We start from the raw sequence: 18,829 nt of genomic DNA, 5'->3' as shown, positions 1-18,829 counted from the left end.
GAAGTTCCCGGGGCGGCGGCCGGTCGGTGTTACTTCCGCCGGGTCACCGCGAGGGTGGCCAGCGCCGCGACCAGGAAGCTGAGCACCGAGGCCGAGGTCCAGGGCTGCGCCTCGAAACCGGTCGCCGACTGCAGGTCGTGCCAGCGGTCGCTCCAGCCGTCGATCGCGGTCGGGGCGATGAACTGGTAGGTCGCGAAGCCGAGCGCCCACGGCAGCAGCATCAGCCAGCGGGCCGGGGCGTCCTCGGCCAGGTTCCAGCCGCGCCGGCCCGAGCCGAGGAAGTAGTCGGCCGCCAGCACCGCGAACATCGGCACGAAGACCGAGCCGATCAGGCCGAGGAAGGCGTAGTACGAGGCGGTGAACTCGTCGGTGAGCAGCGCCAGTACGGTCACCAGCGCGCCGATCCCACCGGTCAGCAGCCGGCGGTCGACCTTCGGCAGCAGGTTCTGGATCGACATCGCGGTCGAGTACACGTTGGCGAAGGACTGGTCGGTCTCCCGGACCACCAGCACCAGCAGGAAGGCCCAGCCCGCGGCCACCCCGGTGAAGGAGGAGAAGATCCGGCTCGGGTCGCCGTCGGACTGCAGCAGTGCCACCACGCCCAGCAGGTAGCACCAGACCTGGGCCAGCGTGTAGCCGGAGAAGGTGGCCCAGAACGCCGCACCGGCGGTGCGGGCGTGCCGGGTGTAGTCGGCGGCCAGCGGCACGAAGGAGATCGAGACCGCGATGATCGCGTCGGTCGCGGAGAGGAAGCCGGTCCAGTTGCCCGCACCGGGGTTCGGCACGCCTTGGCGGACCAGCTGGACGGTGAAGTAGACCATCGCGATGCCGACGGCGATCGTCACGTACTTGCGCAGCACCGCGATCGCGCCGAGCGGCCAGATGGTCAGCGCGGTGGTCAGCAGACCGGCCAGCACCACGAACAGCCAGCGCCAGCCCTGCGAGCCGGTCACCTCCTGGGCGCCCATCGCGATCACCAGCAGCTCGTACACGCCCCAGCCGATGCACTGGGCGATGTTCAGCACGGTCGGCACGTAGGACAGCCGGGTGCCGAACAGGCCGCGCAGCACCGTCATCGCGGGCGCGCCGGTCCGGGCGCCGATCAGGGCGGTCACCCCGAGCATCGCGGTGCCGATCACGGTGCCCACCACGGTGGCGGTGATCGCGGCGACCAGCGAGAGCTCGGAGCCCTTGGCACCGATCACGGTGGCCGCGCTGGTGAAGCCGATCAGGCTGACCCCGAGGTTGGCCCAGAGCGAGAACAGCGCCCGGAAGTCGAGGGTGCGAGGAGGTGCGGTGTCCAGGACGAGCGGCGCCTCGGCGCGCGCGGACGGTTCCTGGACAGGGGCAGGCGAAACAGCCGTCATGGCCGATGCTCCCTACGCCGGCATTACCCGGACAGGTTCGAGCGGTCTGCGCTCCCTCGCCGTAGTGCCAGCACCTGCATGGCGTACGGTCGTTCCGCGCACTCTCAGCCTGGACGGTCCAAGCTCCCGCGTGTCAGTTTGGAGCGCCAGGCTAGCGGCCGGGCGGCCGAACACCAAGGCGAGCGGGTGGCCGTCCGGATCGCGGGACGAAGCGGACCCCCGGGGATCGTGTCGGGAACGGGTAAGGATTCTTAAGAGTTCTTCACCGGGCCCCATACGACAACCGAATCACGCATACGAAAAACTGTGGACCAAGGTTCTGTCAGCTATGGAGGTCGTCCGTGAGCACCGAGCACGCGAGTGGGTCCACCGGGCCCGAGGAGGAGCGCACCTCCACGGGCCAGGGGGTGGTGAGTCCGGCTGAGAGCGTGTCGGCCGATGCCCCCGCTGCTCCTGCCGTCCCGGCGGCGGCCCCGCCGGCCGCCGAGCCGACGCCGACGGTCGCCTTCGGCAAGGTGACCCCGCCGCCGGCCCCGGCCGCCCCGTCCTACCTCGACGCACCGCCGCCGGTGCTGCCGCCCGCGCCGCCGGTGGCCGCGGCGCCGTCCTACCTGGACGCGCCGCCGCCGCCCGCGCCCGCGCCTGCCGCCTACCCGGACGTGCCGCCGCCGGCTCAGGCCGGGAACCCGTACGCCACGCCGGTGGCTCCGGCCGCGCCGGCCGTGCCTGCCGCCGAGCTGCCGCCGGTGCAGTCGGGCCCGCCGACCCACCAGGCCGCCGAGCCGCCGCACCACCCGTTCGGCGCCGGCACCCCGCTGGGCAGCTGGGGCACCCCGCCCGGCGGCCTCGACGGTCCGGGCGGCCCCGGCCTGCCGGGCCAGCCGTTCGGCCCGGGTGCCGTCCCGGCCCCCCGCCGCAAGCGCGGCGGGCTGATCGCGCTGGTCGCGGCCGTCGCCCTGCTGGCCGGTCTGGCCGGGGGCGCGATCGGCGCCGCGGTGAGCGACCGGGACGGCGGATCGAACTCCTCGTCAGGGCGCGGCAGCAGCACCACCGTCCAGGCCAGCGAGAACAAGCAGGCGATCAACCGCTCGCCCGAGTCCGTCGCGGGCATCGCCGGCAAGGCGCTGCCGAGCGTGGTCACCATCAAGGCGCAGGGCTCGCAGGAGTCCGGCACCGGCACCGGCTTCGTCTTCGACACCGAGGGCCACATCCTCACCAACAACCACGTGGTCGCCCCGGCGGCCAGCGGCGGCAAACTGACCGTCAAGTTCTCCGACGGCTCGTCCTACCCGGCCTCGGTGGTCGGCCGGGCACAGGGCTACGACGTGGCCGTGATCAAGCTGGACAGCCCGCCGAAGGACAAGCTGGTCCCGCTGCCGCTCGGTGACTCCGACAAGGTCGCGGTCGGCGACGCCACCGTTGCGATCGGCGCCCCGTACGGCCTGGAGGGCACCGTCACCACCGGCATCATCAGTGCCAAGGACCGTCCGGTGGCCTCCGGCGACGAGACCGGCGCCCAGTCCTCCTACATGAACGCCCTGCAGACCGACGCCTCGATCAACCCGGGCAACTCCGGTGGTCCGCTGCTGGACGCCGCAGGCGCCGTGATCGGCATCAACTCGGCGATCCAGTCCAACAGCAGCAGCAACGGCCGGGCCGGCTCGATCGGTCTCGGCTTCGCCATCCCGATCAACCAGGCCAAGCGGGTGGCGGGCGACCTGATCAAGACCGGCACGCCGGTCTACGCGATCCTCGGGGTGCTGCGCAACGACGACTACAAGGGCGACGGCGCGCAGATCCGCAGCTCCGCGGTCGGCGACAGCGCCGCCGTCACCCCCAACGGCCCCGCCGACCAGGCCGGCCTCAAGGCCGGCGACGTGATCACCAAGCTCGGCGGCCACGTCATCGACAGCGGCCCGACCCTGGTCAGCGAGATCTGGACGTACAAGCCCGGCGACAAGGTCGAGGTCGAGTACACCCGCGACGGCAAGGCCGCCAAGACCACCGTCACCCTGGGCGAACGCAAGGGCGACAACTGACCCCACCGGCAAAACGGTGTGCACGGAACCCCACCGGACCCGTTAGGCTGACCTCCGCCTGGAGAGTTGCCCGAGCGGCCTAAGGGACCAGTCTTGAAAACTGTCGTGGCGTAACCCGTCACCGTGGGTTCAAATCCCACACTCTCCGCTGGTGGGGGTATCCCCAGCTCAGGGCGGGTATCGGCGAGCGGCCGGTACCCGCCCTTTCGCATGTTGTCTCACTCCGCGTCGCCGATATCCCGCGCGGGTCCAGCCCGTGTGGAACATCTGTGGAACGCCGACCCGGGGTGCTGACGGCCTACTCCTGCATGTCCTGACCGTTCAGGAAGCGCTCGATCAGGGCGTTGGAGTGGTCCTGACGGTTGTTCAGGATCTTGGCGTAGAACCGGTACAGCACCGCCACGCTGTGCCCGGCGCGACGCGCCACCTCCACCGGGTCGACGCCGGCCACCAGCCAGCCGGACACGGCCGTGTGCCGCAGCTCGTAGGGCACATCGGCGAGGGGGGTCTCCACCTGCTCGGGGGCGAGAACCGCCGTCCGGGCGTCCTTCCAGAGCGCGGCGTACTCCTTCGTGAGAAGGCGCCCACCCTCCGTCGCCCGGAACAGCCGCCCGTCGGATGCGACGCCGAACCGCTCGATGTGCTCGCGCAGCAGCTGCACGTGGACCGGCGGAATGGGCACGTCGCGTGTGGCGCTGCGGGCCCGACGCTTGAGGCCGCGCTCTTCGTGTGATTGGCCGTCATCCGTCCAGCGTGAGCCGACCCTTGGGGAGCTGCCGGCCAGCACGATCCGCCCCCACCCGGACTCCGGAAGGGTGCAGTCCGTGATCCGAATGTCCATCGCCTCGGCCGGCCGGGTAGCCGCGTAGAGCATGCAGCCGTAGAACGCCCGCAGGTGGCTCCCGCGCGGCGAGACCGTACCGGCAGCCTCGATCAGAGCGTGTCCCTGCTCCGGCCCCGGGACCCAACGCCAGTCGATCTCATCGTCGGTCTCCGGCGCTTCCCAGTCCACGAATTGGAGCGGGTTGGCCGGCAGTCTGCGGCGCTCAACGGCGTACCGCAGGGCGTTGTTGAACACCATGCGCTTGCGGGTGATCGTGTTGTCCGCAGCGACCTGCCCGTTCAGGAGGCGGGACAGGGCCTCAAGGGCGGTGCGCACCCTCTCGGAATCCTCCAACTCCCCGATCCCGATGGACTTCTTGGCCAACCACGCGAGCGCGGCGGTGACCTCTGCGGGCGCTTCCGGCTGCTGGGGTGAGAAGTTGAACGCCCAGCACGACAGGGCCTGGCGGAGAACGCGGTGATCAGGCGCGCCCCGTCGGTCGGTGACGAGCGCGGGGGTGATGGTGGCGAGCGCGTCCGCACGTGCGGACCGGCTCTTGGCGGATGCCCGGGTCCACTTCTTCTCCGCGTACTCCGTCGCGTGCTCGAACCAGGTGACCTGGTCGCGCTTCCTGAGTTCGGACACCGGCAGACCGCTGTCGGTGTCGAACTGCTCGCCCTTCTGGATCGCGGTCATCAGTTGGGCCCGTCGGCCGTCCGCCAGGGTCTTCGTGGCGAACGTTCGGGAGTGCGGGTTCTGACCTACGCGCCAACGAAGTTGGTGCGGCTTGCGGCCGCGCTTGAGATCACGGATGGCATAGATGTGCACCTCGAAGGTCAGCAATTCAGCTCCGTACGGATGAGGGGCCCGGCGAATGCCGGGCCCCTGGTGGCGATGGGTTGTCAGGCAGCGATCTGGCAGGCGGTCAGCCAGCTGTCGAGGTCGGCGCGGTCCACGCGGAGCTGAGCGTTGGGGAGCTTGATCAGGCGCGGCCCCTGGCCTCGGGCGCGCATCCGATAGAAGGCGGCGCGGCTCATGTTGATCTCTTCGAGGACGGCGGAGAGCTTGAGCAGTTCACGCTTAGCCATGCAGATCCTCCGGTGAGCGGTTCGGGTGTGGTGGAGAGGGTGCGGCGTTGAGGCGTGTGCGTGTGTCCGAGGTGGGGATTTCTGCGTCACAGCGTCATACGCGTCACATAGGGGGTCTGAACTGGGGTTTTGGCGTGACGCAGGAGTCGGGCCGGGTGGCGTCTGCGTCACGCGGCTGCGTCACGGTGACGCGGGGGCGTGACGAGGGTGACGCAGGATGACGCAGAGCTTTTCGTCTGCGTCACGCCCTTCTGTGCAGGTCAGGGGTCGTTTTCCGGCGGCCGTGACGAACGTGACGCAGCGGTTCCTACTTAGGAAAAATTGAGGGGCTGTTGTTGTAGTTCGGCGCTCTCTCAGGGCGAGGAGCGGAGCCGCTGCGCGGCACGACCTCAAGCGGCTTCGCCGAACAGCAAGAGGAGCACCGGGCCCCGGGCGGAGCCGGTGCTCCTCTTGCTGTTCAGGCGGTGACCCGGGTCAGAGCAGTGGCGGCTGCTCGTGCGGCGGCTTCGGGGGCTCGGGGGCCGGGCGCTCGACTTCGAGGTAGCGGCCCTCCCGGGTGCGGCCGGAGTCGACCAGCACGCCCCGGGCGGCAAGGGTGGGCTGGAGGCGCTTCAGTCGGTCGGAGAGCACCTTGCCGGTAGTGGGCCAGCCCTTCGGCAGGGGCTTGAATTCCTCGCCGACGTAGAGGCGGCTGAGGCAGTCGAGCCACTGCGTGGACGTCAGCCGCTGCGCCTCCCCCGGCGCGATGGTCTCGGCATGCCGCAGGACGGTCTGCGCCATCAGGTCGCCCTCGATCACGTCATCGTTCAGGTCGTCCAGGCAGGCCCGGTAGGCGGGCAGCGAGCCCCAGCCGGTGGCGGCGTCGAGCTGCGCGCACAGGTGCGCGAAGTCCGCCATCCGCAGATCCGTCGGCGTCTCCGCGTCCGCCGCCCGGACCTTGACGGTGAGGTCCAGGAGCGACCCGAGGACGGTGGGCAGCACCTGCGCGTACTCGGCCCACAGCTTCGCCTCGGTGCGGCGCTTGGCGGGCCGTACCAGTCGCAGCGGCAGCAGGCGTTCCGCGAGGTCGGGGCGGATGACGCCGACGTCGATGCCGGTTAGGAGCATGGGGCGGCGGTAGCCGACGCGGAAGACGTCGCCGTCGGTGAAGAGGGCCCGCTTGACGTTCTCGGCTCCGGTGACGATGCAGCACATCGCGTCGGAGAGGTCGGGGGTCATGTGGGACAGGTTGTCGAGCGCGGTGATCCACCCGGCCGCCACAGCGGCGAGCAGGTTCTCCTCGTCCTTCGGGGCCCGGCGCAGGTCCCCGCTCATCCCCTCGACGATCCGAGTGAGCATCCGGCCGGCCGTGGACTTGCCCGCGCCCTGCGGCCCAGTCAGGAACACGGCCGGAACCGGCACGGACGGCCCCAGGCACCCGATCAGCCACGCGATCGCCAGGCACTCCGTCTGCGCGGTCGCGAAGTTGCACAACCTCAGCAGCAGGTCGATGCCCTTGCCATCGGTGTCCTTGACGGGCACCGGCAGTTCTCCGGTGAGCTGGGTGCGCCGCCAGCAGACCTCTCGCGGGTCGGGGACGATGGTGTCCCAGCCGGTGGGGTGGATGCGCACGGAGAGGCCGTCGGAGCGGCCCAGGTCCAGCCATGTCGCCCCGTCGAAGCCGGGGGCGACGCGGATGTGGACGGGCTGCACGTCCTCCGTCAGGGCGAGTGCCTCGATCAAGTCCAGCGCCTCCTTGAGGGCGGTGCCGTTGAACACCCCGAGGCCGTCGCGGAAGAGACCGACCATGAGTTCCTGGCGGTGGCTGCCGGTGGTGCCCTGGGAGCGGATCGGACGCGCGACGGGGTGGCCGGTCTTCTGGGCGTAGACGGTGCCGTCGGCGGTGCGGAAGTACCGGAAGTGGGCTTGCGCGTAGTCGGTGATGATCTCGCGTGCCGGGGTCTTCTCGTCCTCGGCCATGGCTACATCCCCAGCCTGTGGACGGCGTTGGCCCACGCGTCGGCGCAGTGCCGGGCGGACTCGCCCTTGGCCTGCGCGGCGGCGAACAGCCGCTCCGTGTGCGCGTCGGTCAGGCACCCGCACCGGCCGTGGGTGGACAGCACAGCGAGGAAGGCCCCGAACACGGTCGCGTGGACCGCACTGGCGGCGTCGGTGATGCGCTGGACGGCCATGGTGATGCCACGGTCCAGGTAGGCCGGGCTGCGGTGCGGGCACCTCCCGCCACCGGTCGGCGCGGACACGGCCACCGGACGGGCCGGGGCGAGCTGTCGAACGACCAGGGCCCGGACGGTGTCCGGCAGGGCGGTGAGGGTGCCGGAGCCGCGGCCGACCCACCGGGCGTAGGACATGGACGACTTGAGGTCGATGCCGGGCCGCACCGCGTTGGCCGACGGCATCGCGCCCCGGTAGAGCCAGTGCTCGCCCCGGGTGGTGGGAACGGTCAGGGTGGCGGGCAGGTTGGCGCGGGCCCAGGTGGTGGCGTCGGTGTTATCGAGGTCCACGGCGGTCAGTCCGGCGCCGCCGGGGTGGTAGGCCACCCCGGTCGCCTCGCGCCACGCGGCGGCCCACTCCTGGGAGTTGAGGACGGCGGGGTCGGTGGTGGCGGCGGCCCAACCGTGGCAGGGGGCCGGGCAGACGCAGGGGCCGGGGGTCTTCATGTTCGGCCGGCCGCCGCACGCGTTGCCAGTGCAGGCCTGGCAGTTGCCGAACGGCACCTTCCCCGCTCGCAACGGCAGCACCGGCACGCCGGACGCCGCCAGCGAGAGGGCGGTGAGCAGGTGCTCTCCCCGGATGTGGGTCGGATCGGTCATGCTGGGTGTCTCCAGTTCTCTAGAGCAGTGCTGGATTGGCGGCGGCCCCGGTTCTTGCCGGAAGGGGGCCGCCGTTCTCGTTCTCGGCGCAGACCTTGTGTGCGGGCCTGCGCTGGTCGTCGCGCAAGGGTGTGGGCCTGCCGCACCAGCGGCACGGCAGGTTCCGGGTGTGGTCGAAATGCCTGCCGTCTCGCCAGTCCAGGAGCGCCACGGACCCGCTCCGGTCAGCCAGTCGCAGCGAGGCTGCGTTCTGAGAGGGCAAGCAGGGCCTGACGGCCGATCAGCTCCGTGTACGCCGGCGGGATTGCCTCCCGCAGCCCGTCCCGGGTGGCCCAGTGCATGCCCATCACTTCCGGGCTGCGGGCGAGAGGGACGTTCGAGAAGTTGCCGACGACGTGCATGAACTCCCCCTCACCCACGGGGCGGCCCATCTTCGCGACGCGGGCCGTGTGCCCGGGGTGCTCGGGCTGTTCGAGCCGGAGGCCGCCGCCGGTCTCGAAGAGGCGGTGCCGGTAGGTCCGCAGGCCGAACGCCGCGCCGCAGAGCATCACCGGCTCCAGCAGCTCTCCCCGCGCTTCCTCGACGTTCTCGATCACGTAGGGGCGGCCGGTGGCCCGCATTGCCTCCCGGGTCGGTCCGATCAGGTCCGGGTGCTCGCGCCCCCGGATCTTCTGGCAGCGGGTATAACGCTGGCACGGCGGCGACCCGCTCACCAGGTCGAAGAGGTGCCCGTGGCGGGTGATGAACTCGACCGCGTCGCCCTGCACGAACTCGAACGGGTACCGCGTCTGCGGGTCCAGGTCGACGCCCAGGACGCGGTATCCGGCGAGGTGGTAGCCCATGCTGGCGCCGCCCTGGCAGCAGAACGCGTCCAGCACGGTAAGGCCGTTCCAGGGCCGGGTGGGCAGCCACCCGGCGGCCGGCCGGGCCCCCGGGACCATGACCGGGGGCCCGGGCACGGTGCGGGGCTCAGGCGGCACGGCGGGACGCACCCGGGAACGGCAGGACCGTCGCGAGCCGCACGGCCGGTGCCGGCGCGGTCTCGGGCGCGGGTTCCCGCTCCGTGGGCGGAGTGGGCCCGTCCTCGTCCAGCGCGGCGGTGCGGGCGGCGGCGGACTCGGCGAGGACCATGCGGACGGCGGCGGAGTGCGTCCGGGAGCCGCGCAGGGACCAGGCGACGGCGGCGGACAGGGTGGCGCCGGGGGCCATGAGGGCAGCGGCGGCGATGAGTTCCGGGTTCACGACTGGGTTCCTCCGGTGCGGGTGGCGAGGGCGCCGGGGCCGGTGCGGCGCCAGCGGCGGGGCTCGTCTCGGTCTGCGGGGTCGTAGATGACGGGGCCGGTGGCGCGGTCCTTGGCGCGGTACATGGCGGTGTCGGCGGCGGTGAGCGCGGTGGTCAGGGAGCGGTCGGGCAGGTCGGCGACACGCGCGATCCCTATGGACGCCCCTCGCGGCAGGCTGTGCCCCTGGTAGGTGACGGGCTCGCTGAGGTAGGCGTTGAGGAAGTACAGCCGCCGGGCGGTCTCCAGGCGGGAGAGGGGGCGGATGACGGCGAACTCGTCCCCGCCCAGGCGCGCGGGGTATCCGAAGTCGCCAGTCCAGTGGGTGAGGTGGGCGGCGGTGTCCTTGAGGACGGCGTCCCCCGCCGCGTGTCCGTGGGTGTCGTTGACCTGCTTGAAGCGGTCGAGGTCGATGAACACGACCACCGCGTCGGGGCGGCGCATGATCCGCTCGGCGCGGGTGGTGAAGGCGTCGCGGGTCAGCAGGCCGGTCAGCGGGTCCCGGCCGGCCTTCTCCAGGCGGCGGCGCATCAGCGTGGCGTGAGCGCCCCAGGCGGCCAGCGGGAGGGCGGCGGCGATGAGTTCGGCGTTCATCAGGCGGTTCCTCCGGTTCCTCCGGTTCGGGCGGCGAGGGCGAGTGCGTCGAGCAGGTCGGTGCCGAGCTGGCCGAGACGGGAGTTGATCGCCTCCCAGGACTCGGGGTCGATGTGCATGAGCGCGGCGAGGGCTTCGGGGGTGTGGCCGTTGGCGGCGGCGGTGAGCGCTTCGCGCAGGTGGACGGCGGCCAGTGGACGGACCGTCAGCGGCGGCGGGGTGGTGGCCATCAGCCGAGGGTGGAGCTGAAGTTGATGAAACTCTGGACGAGGTTGTTGATGGGGGCGGCGAGGCCGGTGGAGGCGAGGAAGAAGCCGAAGAAGACGGCGACGGTCGCGGAGCTGTAGCCGAGGGCCTTGAAGCGCAGGAGCAGGCCGAGGGCGATGCCGAACAGCACGACCAGGGAGACGGTCAGGGCCATGGTGGTTGTCCTTCACGGATCGGTGGTGCGGGGCAGGGCGGGGGGTTCAGCGGGTGCCGGCGGTCCAGGTGCGGTGGGCGACGTTGTAGAGGTGGCGGCCGATGCGGATGCGCTTGCCGACGCCCTTGCAGCGGCGGCAGGTCTTGCCGCGCTTGGGCTTGCCGCGCCGGTCGAACTTGAGCTGTGAGCCGAGGCCGTCGCACTTGCGGCAGTCGCCGAACGGCGAGGCAGTGCACAACGCTGCGTAACCAGCGGCGGAGAGGAGCAGGGCGGCGAGTGCAGCCGGTATGAGGGTGCTCATGGGTGCCTCCGGGCCGTTTCCGGGGTTTGAGCAGGCCAGACGCTAGGCGCTAGGAACCTGATCAGGGGATATTTGGGTCGCTAGCGGGGTCGCTAGGTCTAGCGAGGGTGGTTGCTAGGCCTAGCGACCTTTCGGGGCTATCCGGCGTCGCGCTTCTTGTTGCGCTCGGTGACGACTCGGGTGATGTCGGCTCGGGTGATGCCCTTGCGGCTGGTGCCCTTGCCGTCGTCGGTGGTGCCCCACACGTCGCCGGTGGTGATGCCGTAGGGCTTGAGCGCGGTCACCAACTGGTCGGCCTTGGCCCGGCCCTCCAGCTCGCCCCACAGGCCGTAGGCGTCCGGCCGCAGCTCCGCCAGGCGGGCCACGACGGTCACGGACCACAGCTTCGGCTCGTCCGGGCCCATGACGGCGAGGACATCGGCCAGCAGGTCGTGCGCCGGGGCGGCCGCGGCTTCGCTCTGGTCGGTGCCGGCGGCGTGACCGGTGAGCAGTCCGGCGATCTCGCGGGCGGCGCGGGCGCGCTGGGCGATGGTCTCGGCGGCGGGGGCGTCCACGAAGACGCAGCGCACGATCTGCGCGTCCGCCCCCTCGCCGCCGACGTAGTAGGCGATGCCCTTGTCGTCGCGCGAGAAGGTGGTGGCCTTCACGCCGCGCTTGTAGGAGCTGGTGCCCAGCACCATGTCGTTCTCGACCTGGCCCATGACCTTCAGGCACAGCCGCAGGATCGCGTTGGCGCTGATCCCCGTCGGCAGGGACTTCGCGTCGGGGCGCTGGGTGGCCAGCAGCAGCACGATCCCGGTGGCGGGGCCGCGCTTGACCAGGTCGGTGCAGATCTCCTCGAACTCCGCCCCGTACTTGGGGTGCTCGAACCAGACCTGGCACTCGTCCACCCCGACCACGACCGGGTGCAGCCCCAGCGACTTGTTGTTCGCCAGTTCGCTGGTCACCTTGGACTCGGGGCAGATGTCCCGGGGCAGGGAGCGGATCACCTTGGTGCGGCGCCGCAGTTCCTCCCGCAGCGCGCGCATGCTGGTGATGGCGTACTCGAAGTCCTCGTCGTCGTCCCCGGCCCGGTGGCGGTGGCTGACCTTGTCCCCGACGGGGTCCAGGTCACCGGTGCCCTTGAGGTCGTAGGTGTGCAGCTCGGCCCGGGGGTCCAGGGCGGCGATCAGCAGCAGCAGACGTAGCAGGAACGTCTTGCCCATCCGGGGCAGGGCCCCGATGACCCCGGCGATGAACATCAGCGTGACGTTGACCCAGGTGCCGCGCTGGTCGGTGGCGAACGGGATCGGGTTGAACAGGTCCACCGTGCCGTTCACCGCGAGCGGCCAGGCCGGCATCTTCGCCTTCGCCATGTCCTGATCCCCGACCCACAGCACCATCCGGCCGGTGTGCTCACCGGGGAACGGCTCCGGCCACACCGTGCCGAGCGGCCGTCGCAGACCGGAGGCGAGGCGCTCGCGGCGGTCCATCACATCCGCCACCGTCACGCCGTGCGGCAGCTCCACGTCGGCTCGCCATCCCGGGCCGTCGCGCATGATCGGGGCCGGGAACGTGATCGCGGTGCCCTTGGTGCGGGCGGAGGTGATGCCGCCGATCCCCAGCGACTCCAGCGCCCGGATCACCATGTCGGAGGTGAGCTTGGGGGCCTTGGCCTTGGTCACCGAGCGGCCGATCAGCGGCTCGTCCGCCGGCGCCCCGACCACGCCGAGGGCCAGCACCACGGCGGCGGCCAGCATCAGCACCGTCGCCATGCTGGTCAGCACCAGCAGCACGATCACCGCCGCCACGCCGAACACCGACCCCAGCACGCTGATCAGGCCCCGCAGCCGCACCCGGGCGTCCCGCTGCCGGGTCAGCCGCAGGTACAGCTCCGCGTCCTCGCGCCGGGCCGCCGCCGCCCGCAGCGGCTGACCTTCCGCATCGGACGCCCAACGGCCCAGGAACCGGCCCAGGCGGGCCGTCCCGCGCGGGGAGCGGCCCGCCAGGCGCGCGGCGTACAGCGGGGTGCGGATCGCGTGGTAGGCGACCGTGTGACCCACCAGGGTTGCCGTGTAGGTGAGTTGGGTCCGCAGCTCGGTGCGGGACAGCAGCCACGCGGGCAGGATCGGGCGCCGCGCCCCCTCCACCGGCGGCAGCGGGGCCGCCGGCGGCTGGTCGACGTACACCGACGGCAGGTCGTCATCGCCGTCCGGGTCGGCGTCGGCGAGGGCGACCGGGGTGGGGCGGCGCTCGGCCCGGGCCTTGCCCAGGTCGAGAACGCCGCCGCTGCTGTTGCCGGTCGGGTCGGTGGCCATGTCGGCCTCCAGACGCGCGAACAGCTCGTCCTCGCTGCCCGGTTCGTGATTGTCGAAGTGGTTCACTGAAGGTCCTTCCTCAACTGCACATCAGAGGGGTGAAGGGCCCGGGACGGCCGGACAAGCTGCCAGGCCGTGTGGCCGTCCCGGGGCGGATTCAGCGGGAGCCGTGCTGGGCGCGGTTGGCGCCGCACGCGCAGTGGGTGGTGCGGCCGGGGCAGAACAGGCCGCACTTCAGGCACTGCCAGCCGCTGCCGGCGAGCTCGGACAGACGGTTCATCAGGTCACGCATGACGGTGATCTCCTGTTCAGGCGGAGGCGATGAGGGCGGCGGCGGTCTCGACCGTGTGGTGAAAGGCCTGGTCGAGGGCGTAGGCGCCGTTCATCCCGAAGTCGGTGAGGCGGACGAAGTTGGCCTTGCCGGTGGCGTCGGCCAGGCGGCGGAGCGGCTCGCGCCGGTCGGCCGCGTAGTGCGTGACCGCCGACAGGGCCAGGGCGACGGCGACCGGGCCGGGCCGCAGGCGCACCCCGAGGACGCGGGAGCCGATCAGGAGTGCTGCGGTCTGGGTGGCGGTGTAGGTGGCGACGTGGGCGGCGCAGGCGCGGCGGCCGGCCGCGCTGGACTGGCCGTCGTTGTGGTCGTGCTGGCCCTTGTTGCTGGCCTGGTGGTCGGTCTGCACCCAGTGGTCCGCCAGATCACCGGCGGCGCGGAGCAGGGCGTAGACGGCGGCGAAGCGGGCGGCGTGGGAGGTCACGGCGCATCTCCAACATGTCAGTGGTTCACGGCTGTTGAGTGTCAGAGGCCGAGGTCGGCGGGGTCCCAGTCCCGCCGGTGGAACGCGATGATGCGCAGCGTCAGGTCGGCGAGCTGGGTGGTGACGCGGAGCCAGCCCAGGTCCTCAGCGACACCGTGGCCGACGGTGGCGGGGTCGATGTTGAGGGCCTCGCGCCACTGCTCGAACGCGGTGAGCGGTGCGGGCAGCCGGTGGTCGTAGAAGGTCATCTCGACCATGTCCGAGCTCACGTTGAACGTCGGGGCGGGCAGGTCGGGGTGCTCGGTGACCAGCAGCACGAACAGCTGGGCGGCGCGGAGCTGGTCGGCGGCGGTCGGGGCCTGCGTGATGGTGTCGTTCATGGGGAATCTCCTGCTCAAGGTGGGGGTGGTCAGTGGGTGTCCGCGCTGGCGGCGAGGGCCAGCAGTGCGGGCGCGGCGCTGTCGGCGGTGCGGTTCTCCTGGTAGCGGGCGGCGACCCAACCGGCAGACCAGCCGGTCAGCTCGACCACCCGGCGCTGCGGAATCTGCGCGGCGTGAGCCGCACCGACGATCAGCCGGGCCCGCTCCTCCGGCACCCGCTCGGCGACGGGTTCGGCGTTCAGGAGTTCATGACGCAGCCGTTCAAGGGCATCGCGCTCACGGTGCTCACGCTCGCTCACCTCACGCTCACGACGCTCGCTCTCGGCCCGCCCGGCCGCCTCCAGCCGCTCCCGCTCCTGGCGTTCCGCGAGGGCCAGTTGCTGTTCGTGCTCACGCTGCTCGCGCAGCAGAGCGGCGTCGTGCTCACGGCGCTCACGCCCCCGCCGCTCGGCCGCATCGAACTCCGCCAGCCGCTCCGCGCGCTCCCGCTGCCGCTTCTCCTCCAAGGCCCTCTCGCGCTCGGCCCGCTCGGCGCGCTCACCGGCTTCACGGTCGGCCAGCGCGGTGCCGATCGCCCGCCGGTAGGCAAGGGCGGCTTCGGCGGTGACGATCAGCAGCAGCGGCGCCACCGAGTGGACCGCCACCCCGACCGGGTCACGGTCCAGGGCGGACAGACCCACGTTGAGCAGCAGCGTCATGGCGCCGGTGAGCCAGCGCAGCACCACCGGCCAGCGGCCGCCTTGCCCGCCGAGGCGGGCGAGGATGGCGTCCATCCGGACGACGATCACCACCGCCGCGTCCACCACCAGGGGGAGGATCGGCGCCGTCCACTCCCACCCGTGGGGGGAGTGTGCGCGCATCAGCGGGGTCACCGTGAGCACGCTGTAGAGCACCGCGCCGAACGTGATCGTCCACGTTCCAGCGGTCAGGGCCCGCTCGGCCGAGCGGATCTGATCGGCAGTCACCGGAAGCCTCACTCCGACCACCCCGCCTGTGCCGGCGGGTGGATCGTGAGCGCGGGGTGAGCGGCCGTGAGCGCGGTGAGCACCGCTCGGTCGCGCTCCCGCACAGCGGTCAGCTTCTCTTGCTGCCGACGGGTGGCGGCGGCGTTGAGCTCGGCCGCCAGACGCACCCGGCGCAGCGACTCCTCCACGTCCGTGCGGGCGGCCATCACGCCGCCTTGCCGAACGTGGTGGCCGGCGGGCGACGGCGGACGTTCAGCCGCACCAGCGGCGCCGGCGCCGACTTCAGCAGCCGCTCCGCGTAGGCGGCCAGCTCGAAGTCCTCCCGGCGCAAGTCCTCCAGCACCGCGCCGGCCACGTCCAGCCGAACCGCCCGCTCCTGCGGGCTCTCGCCCGGCGTACCGGTGAACAGCTCGGTGTCCACGCCGAGCGCCAGTTCCGCGAACTCCTCGCTGTCGAGTGCGCGTTGGCCTGCGATGATGTTCCTCATGGGTCGTACTTCCCTCCGGATGCGACGGCCCTGAGCGGCCCCGGTGTGACAGCACCGGGGCCGCAGCCGTACTGCGAGTAGCCACTCGACCGAGCAGCCACGGAACCCGCCGTGCCCACCACCCAGGGGCGGCACGAACGGCGAGAACCGCGAGCGACTGGGGCGAGCCTCACCGGCCAACAGCCTGGCGAGGCCACCTATGCGACCTGCTACGAACCACGTTCATCACCCCCTCAAAGCCGACGGACCACGGGAAACGCACTGCACGGGGGGCCACGCCCCCACTCTCCGGCCGTTGCTCGCGGTCACCGGGCCACCTCGCCAGTAGGAGCCGAAGCCCCCGTTCCCCTGGCCTTTGCGGAGATTGCAGCGTCCTCCGCCTCAGCTCACGCCCAGCCGGACATCAGTCCGGGGCGCGTTTGTGCAGTTCAGAGCAGCCCAAAGAAGGGCCTTCTGACCTGCGGGGAATAACCGCAAGGCCAGAACAGCTCCTAAAGAGATGCTGTCCTCAACTCCTCTTGAGGAGTTGCTAGAACCATGACGGTCTTTCAGGTAGTCGTCAACACCTCTTGAGGACTTACGATGATGCGAGACCAAGACAGGACGGTGACCAGCCCGATGGCCAACCAGTACGAGCGGATTTCAACCGATCTGCGGCGCCAGATCACCAGCGGCGAACTGGCCCCGGGCGACAAGCTCCCGGCGGAGACCGCACTTGCGGACCACTACGGCGTGAGCCTGCCGACCCTTCGGCAAGGCGTAGGCGTGCTCCAAGCCGAGGGGTTGATCGAGAAGCAGCACGGGCGCGGCACCTTCGTCCGACGCCGGCCGAAGTCGGTCACGCGCACCAATGACCGCCACCAGTGGGAGAAGGACCGCGCACGCGAACCCGAGGACGTGCGCCGCAAGACCGGAGCGACTGAGCACGACACCGGGCTGGTCATCAACGACCTGATTTTCGGCGCCGAGTACGACCAGGTGCCCGCCCCCGCCGAACTAGCCGATCTGTTCGGGATCGAGGAGGGCGCCATCCTGCTAGAGCGGACCTACCGGACCCGCTACCGCGAGGAGCGCACCCCGATTCACCTGGTCCGCTCGTACCTGCCGCTGAGCTTGATCTCCGGCAACCCGGACCTTCTCCGGGCCGACAGCGAGCCCTGGCCCGGGGGCACGCAGAACCAGCTCTACACCCTCGGCATCGAGCTGGACCGAATCGTGGAGACCTTCCGGGCCCGGCCCCCGACGCCCGATGAGAGCGAAGAACTCGGCCTGCCGGTCGGTGTGTCCGTGGTGGTCCTCCGCAAGACTTCGTACGACACCGACGACCGGGTGGTCGAGGTCTCAGAGGTGATCCTGCCGGGCGACCGCACCGAGCTGGTTTACACGACCAAGCTGAACAGGTGGTGAGCATGACCAGCGTGGTAAGCGTGATCACAGCGGTGCACGGGCCGAGCGCTAAGTTCCTGGCGGACGCCTACAAGTCGCTCAACGAGCAGCAGCTCCCTGCCGGTTGGGACTGGCAGTGGGTGATCCAGCAGGACGGCGAGACCGATGACGTCGCCCCGTACGTGCCCGACGATCCCCGGATCAGCTTCGGCCAGGGGCGTCATGGTCGCGCAGCGATGGCCCGGATGATGGGCATGTCCAGGGTTGTCGGGGAATACGTCCGGGTCCTGGACGCGGACGACATGCTCACCCCGGGAGCACTGGCCCGTGATTTGATGGTGCTGACCGGTCAGCCGGGCATCGCATGGACCACCTCACGAGTGCTCGACCTCCTCCCGGACGGCAGCACGGTCGGCTTCGACCAGGACCCGCCCGAGGGGCCAATCGAGCGCGGTGAGGTACTGACGCACTGGCAGGCCCATGACTTCAGGGCTCAGGTCCATCCGGCGACGTTGTGTATGCGGCGGGATCTGGTGCTGGCACTCGGGGGATGGATGGCACTGCCCGCTTCGGAGGACACCGGGCTGCTGCTGGCGCTCAACGCGGTAAGCCGCGGCTGGTTCACGGCGGAGACTGGACTCCTCTACCGGAAGTGGCCCGGACAGAGCACCAGCCAGGCTGCCCACAGCGAGCGGGAAGAGCGTGTCGCCCGGATGGCCGTGGTCGAGGCCCGGGCCGAGGCGCTGCTCGCGCTGGAGAACTGGCGCATCGACGCAGCCTGAGCAGGACACAGGGCGGAGTGGCCCCGGCGGGATCTACTGCCGGGGCTGCTGCGTTTCCTCGGAGGTGCGAGTGGTCGGCAGGATCAGGCCGCGAGATGAGTGCTGGTCACCAGCGAAGCCGCCACGTACGCCGAGGTCAGCACGAGCCACCTCGTGGAACACGTTCACGGCCCGGAAGAATTCGGCGTGGAGAGCGCGCCAGTCGGCGAGAGTTCCCTCGACCAGGCGGCGGGCTTGCCAGTCGATCGCGAGGGTGGCGGTGTTGACGGCGTGGGCCGCTTCGATCACGTCGTCACCGGCGAGCATCATCAGGCGCTCGAAGGCGAGGGCGCGGCGGCCCTCGGCTTCGGTGAGGTCCATCAGCAGTTCGTGTTCGGTGCGGGGCATCGCCCGGATGTCGTGGGTTACCTCGTAGGCCAGCACGGCCGCGTACACGCAGGAGCGGACGCCGCCGACGTACTCCACGTAGGTGTCGAGTTTCTTCTCGTCCCAGCGGACCCGGAGGCCGTCCTTGCGCTTGCTCCGCTCCATCAGCTGGTTTGTCACGTACGTGGTCAGCGCGCCGAGCATGACAGCAGCGATGGTCACGAGCTGGGTGATGGTATCCACGGGCCCCCGCACAGGATGTGAAGCACAGTCAGATCAAGCTGCCGAGCCTAGCGGCGGGCGGGGTGGATGTGCAGGGGAGGGGGAGCGATGAGAGGGTGCGTAAAAATCTTCTCTACGGGTTCAAGGCTCGCGGCGCTGGCCCGCCGCTCGCCGTCGCTCCTGTCTTCGCCCTGCTTCGGCGGCGCCGGCCGCGCCATGCTGGCGGCCAAGTGCCGAGTGGAGGTTCAGATCCCGCCGTGGCCGGGGCGGGCGGTTCCACGGTTTTACCCACCTGCCAGGACCGGAACCCGCACCGAGCAAGACCAGGGGGCCGCTCGGCCAAATTGCGGTCAGGCCCAAAAGCCCTGACCGAGACGCGATGAGCTTACGGCCCTCCGATCATGCTCGGATCCAGACCAGACAGGGCACCGGCCAAAACCGCTCCACTACCCGCATACGCCAGCGC

General features: G+C 71.0%; 22 protein-coding genes, 1 tRNA gene and 1 riboswitch. Of the genes, 4 read left to right on the top strand and 19 right to left on the bottom strand.

Translation table 11 applies throughout. From position 1 onward, the window contains the following. Nucleotides 1-29: 29 nt before the first annotated feature. Nucleotides 30-1,367: a purine-cytosine permease family protein gene (locus tag OHV05_RS17320; RefSeq protein WP_403037671.1), complete on the bottom strand. Its 1,338-nt coding sequence runs from the start codon at nt 1,365-1,367 to the stop codon at nt 30-32. After that, a riboswitch (TPP riboswitch) is annotated at nt 1,360-1,507 on the bottom strand. It overlaps the preceding gene by 8 nt. A 201-nt stretch (nt 1,508-1,708) precedes the next feature. On the opposite strand from OHV05_RS17320, the gene OHV05_RS17315 reads away from it, so the two are divergent. Together OHV05_RS17315 and OHV05_RS17310 are read left to right on the top strand one after the other, a co-directional pair. Further along, nucleotides 1,709-3,406, top strand: coding sequence for a S1C family serine protease (locus OHV05_RS17315; RefSeq protein WP_405018490.1), 1,698 nt, complete (start codon nt 1,709-1,711; stop codon nt 3,404-3,406). A 60-nt stretch (nt 3,407-3,466) separates the two neighbouring features. Next, nucleotides 3,467-3,554, top strand: a tRNA-Ser gene (locus OHV05_RS17310). A 150-nt stretch (nt 3,555-3,704) separates the two neighbouring features. Here the strand turns inward: OHV05_RS17310 and OHV05_RS17305 are convergent. The 17 genes from OHV05_RS17305 to OHV05_RS17225 all read right to left on the bottom strand — a co-directional run bounded on the left by OHV05_RS17305 (nt 3,705) and on the right by OHV05_RS17225 (nt 15,607). Then, nucleotides 3,705-5,072, bottom strand: a complete 1,368-nt coding sequence (locus tag OHV05_RS17305) for a tyrosine-type recombinase/integrase (protein WP_405018489.1) — start codon at nt 5,070-5,072, stop codon at nt 3,705-3,707. 59 nt (nt 5,073-5,131) lie between these two features. After that, the gene (locus tag OHV05_RS17300; protein WP_405018488.1) at nt 5,132-5,317 is read right to left on the bottom strand and encodes a helix-turn-helix transcriptional regulator; all 186 of its coding nucleotides are present in this window, start codon (nt 5,315-5,317) and stop codon (nt 5,132-5,134) included. A gap of 474 nt (nt 5,318-5,791) precedes the next feature. Beyond that, the gene (locus OHV05_RS17295) at nt 5,792-7,276 is read right to left on the bottom strand and encodes an ATP-binding protein (RefSeq protein WP_405018487.1); all 1,485 of its coding nucleotides are present in this window, start codon (nt 7,274-7,276) and stop codon (nt 5,792-5,794) included. 2 nt (nt 7,277-7,278) lie between these two features. Continuing rightward, nucleotides 7,279-8,127, bottom strand: a complete 849-nt coding sequence (locus OHV05_RS17290; RefSeq protein ID WP_405018486.1) for a bifunctional DNA primase/polymerase — start codon at nt 8,125-8,127, stop codon at nt 7,279-7,281. Between the two features lie 224 nt (nt 8,128-8,351). Then, entirely contained in the window at nt 8,352-8,969 is a 618-nt protein-coding gene (locus OHV05_RS17285) for an SAM-dependent methyltransferase (protein ID WP_405021482.1), read from the bottom strand. 127 nt (nt 8,970-9,096) lie between these two features. Further along, nucleotides 9,097-9,369: a hypothetical protein gene (locus tag OHV05_RS17280; protein ID WP_405018485.1), complete on the bottom strand. Its 273-nt coding sequence runs from the start codon at nt 9,367-9,369 to the stop codon at nt 9,097-9,099. After that, nucleotides 9,366-10,001: a GGDEF domain-containing protein gene (locus tag OHV05_RS17275; protein ID WP_405018484.1), complete on the bottom strand. Its 636-nt coding sequence runs from the start codon at nt 9,999-10,001 to the stop codon at nt 9,366-9,368. The genes OHV05_RS17280 and OHV05_RS17275 overlap by 4 nt, the downstream gene beginning before the upstream one ends. Then, nucleotides 10,001-10,231 (bottom strand): hypothetical protein, encoded by a 231-nt coding sequence (locus OHV05_RS17270; protein ID WP_405018483.1) that lies wholly within the window; start codon nt 10,229-10,231, stop codon nt 10,001-10,003. Before OHV05_RS17270 ends, OHV05_RS17275 begins: the two co-directional genes overlap by 1 nt. Next, a complete protein-coding gene (locus tag OHV05_RS17265; protein ID WP_405018482.1) occupies nt 10,231-10,422 on the bottom strand; it encodes a hypothetical protein in 192 nt (63 codons plus the stop codon). The genes OHV05_RS17270 and OHV05_RS17265 overlap by 1 nt, the downstream gene beginning before the upstream one ends. A gap of 46 nt (nt 10,423-10,468) precedes the next feature. Beyond that, on the bottom strand, nt 10,469-10,723 hold the full coding sequence (locus OHV05_RS17260) for a hypothetical protein (protein ID WP_405018481.1): 255 nt from the start codon (nt 10,721-10,723) through the stop codon (nt 10,469-10,471). Between the two features lie 137 nt (nt 10,724-10,860). Further along, nucleotides 10,861-13,086, bottom strand: a complete 2,226-nt coding sequence (locus tag OHV05_RS17255; RefSeq protein WP_405018480.1) for a cell division protein FtsK — start codon at nt 13,084-13,086, stop codon at nt 10,861-10,863. Nucleotides 13,087-13,177: 91 nt separating this feature from the next. Then, nucleotides 13,178-13,312 carry a hypothetical protein gene (locus tag OHV05_RS17250; protein WP_405018479.1) on the bottom strand — a complete coding sequence of 45 codons (135 nt, stop codon included), beginning with the start codon at nt 13,310-13,312 and terminating at the stop codon, nt 13,178-13,180. Between the two features lie 16 nt (nt 13,313-13,328). Then, nucleotides 13,329-13,775 (bottom strand): hypothetical protein, encoded by a 447-nt coding sequence (locus OHV05_RS17245; RefSeq protein WP_405018478.1) that lies wholly within the window; start codon nt 13,773-13,775, stop codon nt 13,329-13,331. A 41-nt stretch (nt 13,776-13,816) separates the two neighbouring features. Then, nucleotides 13,817-14,155, bottom strand: a complete 339-nt coding sequence (locus OHV05_RS17240; protein WP_405018477.1) for a hypothetical protein — start codon at nt 14,153-14,155, stop codon at nt 13,817-13,819. A 29-nt stretch (nt 14,156-14,184) separates the two neighbouring features. Further along, nucleotides 14,185-15,120: a DUF2637 domain-containing protein gene (locus OHV05_RS17235; RefSeq protein WP_405018476.1), complete on the bottom strand. Its 936-nt coding sequence runs from the start codon at nt 15,118-15,120 to the stop codon at nt 14,185-14,187. A gap of 8 nt (nt 15,121-15,128) precedes the next feature. Next, nucleotides 15,129-15,326, bottom strand: coding sequence for a hypothetical protein (locus OHV05_RS17230; RefSeq protein WP_405018475.1), 198 nt, complete (start codon nt 15,324-15,326; stop codon nt 15,129-15,131). Next, nucleotides 15,326-15,607, bottom strand: coding sequence for a hypothetical protein (locus OHV05_RS17225; protein WP_405018474.1), 282 nt, complete (start codon nt 15,605-15,607; stop codon nt 15,326-15,328). Before OHV05_RS17225 ends, OHV05_RS17230 begins: the two co-directional genes overlap by 1 nt. A gap of 618 nt (nt 15,608-16,225) precedes the next feature. Between OHV05_RS17225 and OHV05_RS17220 the strand changes: the two genes are divergently transcribed. Both OHV05_RS17220 and OHV05_RS17215 read left to right on the top strand, forming a co-directional pair. Further along, entirely contained in the window at nt 16,226-17,014 is a 789-nt protein-coding gene (locus OHV05_RS17220; RefSeq protein WP_405018473.1) for a GntR family transcriptional regulator, read from the top strand. 2 nt (nt 17,015-17,016) lie between these two features. Continuing rightward, nucleotides 17,017-17,775: a glycosyltransferase family 2 protein gene (locus OHV05_RS17215; RefSeq protein ID WP_405018472.1), complete on the top strand. Its 759-nt coding sequence runs from the start codon at nt 17,017-17,019 to the stop codon at nt 17,773-17,775. Nucleotides 17,776-17,808: 33 nt separating this feature from the next. Here OHV05_RS17215 and OHV05_RS17210 read toward each other — a convergent pair whose 3' ends face one another. Then, nucleotides 17,809-18,363: a hypothetical protein gene (locus OHV05_RS17210; protein ID WP_405018471.1), complete on the bottom strand. Its 555-nt coding sequence runs from the start codon at nt 18,361-18,363 to the stop codon at nt 17,809-17,811. Nucleotides 18,364-18,829: the final 466 nt, after the last annotated feature.

Source organism: Kitasatospora sp. NBC_00070, from assembly GCF_045041205.1.
Lineage (GTDB): Bacteria > Actinomycetota > Actinomycetes > Streptomycetales > Streptomycetaceae > Kitasatospora.
The sequence above is the reverse complement of the archived record's forward strand: the minus strand, read 5'-3'. Positions and strand labels throughout refer to the sequence as shown.

Excerpts from the sequence above, each read along its gene's own strand:
- OHV05_RS17320 (WP_403037671.1), bottom strand. The coding sequence starts at position 1,367 with ATGACGGCTGTTTCGCCTGCCCCTGTCCAGGAACCGTCCGCGCGCGCC.
- OHV05_RS17300 (WP_405018488.1), bottom strand. The coding sequence starts at position 5,317 with ATGGCTAAGCGTGAACTGCTCAAGCTCTCCGCCGTCCTCGAAGAGATC.
- OHV05_RS17295 (WP_405018487.1), bottom strand. The coding sequence starts at position 7,276 with ATGGCCGAGGACGAGAAGACCCCGGCACGCGAGATCATCACCGACTAC.
- OHV05_RS17290 (WP_405018486.1), bottom strand. The coding sequence starts at position 8,127 with ATGACCGATCCGACCCACATCCGGGGAGAGCACCTGCTCACCGCCCTC.
- OHV05_RS17285 (WP_405021482.1), bottom strand. The coding sequence starts at position 8,969 with ATGGGCTACCACCTCGCCGGATACCGCGTCCTGGGCGTCGACCTGGAC.
- OHV05_RS17275 (WP_405018484.1), bottom strand. The coding sequence starts at position 10,001 with ATGAACGCCGAACTCATCGCCGCCGCCCTCCCGCTGGCCGCCTGGGGC.
- OHV05_RS17270 (WP_405018483.1), bottom strand. The coding sequence starts at position 10,231 with ATGGCCACCACCCCGCCGCCGCTGACGGTCCGTCCACTGGCCGCCGTC.
- OHV05_RS17265 (WP_405018482.1), bottom strand. The coding sequence starts at position 10,422 with ATGGCCCTGACCGTCTCCCTGGTCGTGCTGTTCGGCATCGCCCTCGGC.
- OHV05_RS17260 (WP_405018481.1), bottom strand. The coding sequence starts at position 10,723 with ATGAGCACCCTCATACCGGCTGCACTCGCCGCCCTGCTCCTCTCCGCC.
- OHV05_RS17250 (WP_405018479.1), bottom strand. The coding sequence starts at position 13,312 with ATGCGTGACCTGATGAACCGTCTGTCCGAGCTCGCCGGCAGCGGCTGG.
- OHV05_RS17240 (WP_405018477.1), bottom strand. The coding sequence starts at position 14,155 with ATGAACGACACCATCACGCAGGCCCCGACCGCCGCCGACCAGCTCCGC.
- OHV05_RS17230 (WP_405018475.1), bottom strand. The coding sequence starts at position 15,326 with ATGGCCGCCCGCACGGACGTGGAGGAGTCGCTGCGCCGGGTGCGTCTG.
- OHV05_RS17225 (WP_405018474.1), bottom strand. The coding sequence starts at position 15,607 with ATGAGGAACATCATCGCAGGCCAACGCGCACTCGACAGCGAGGAGTTC.
- OHV05_RS17220 (WP_405018473.1), top strand. The coding sequence starts at position 16,226 with ATGGCCAACCAGTACGAGCGGATTTCAACCGATCTGCGGCGCCAGATC.
- OHV05_RS17215 (WP_405018472.1), top strand. The coding sequence starts at position 17,017 with ATGACCAGCGTGGTAAGCGTGATCACAGCGGTGCACGGGCCGAGCGCT.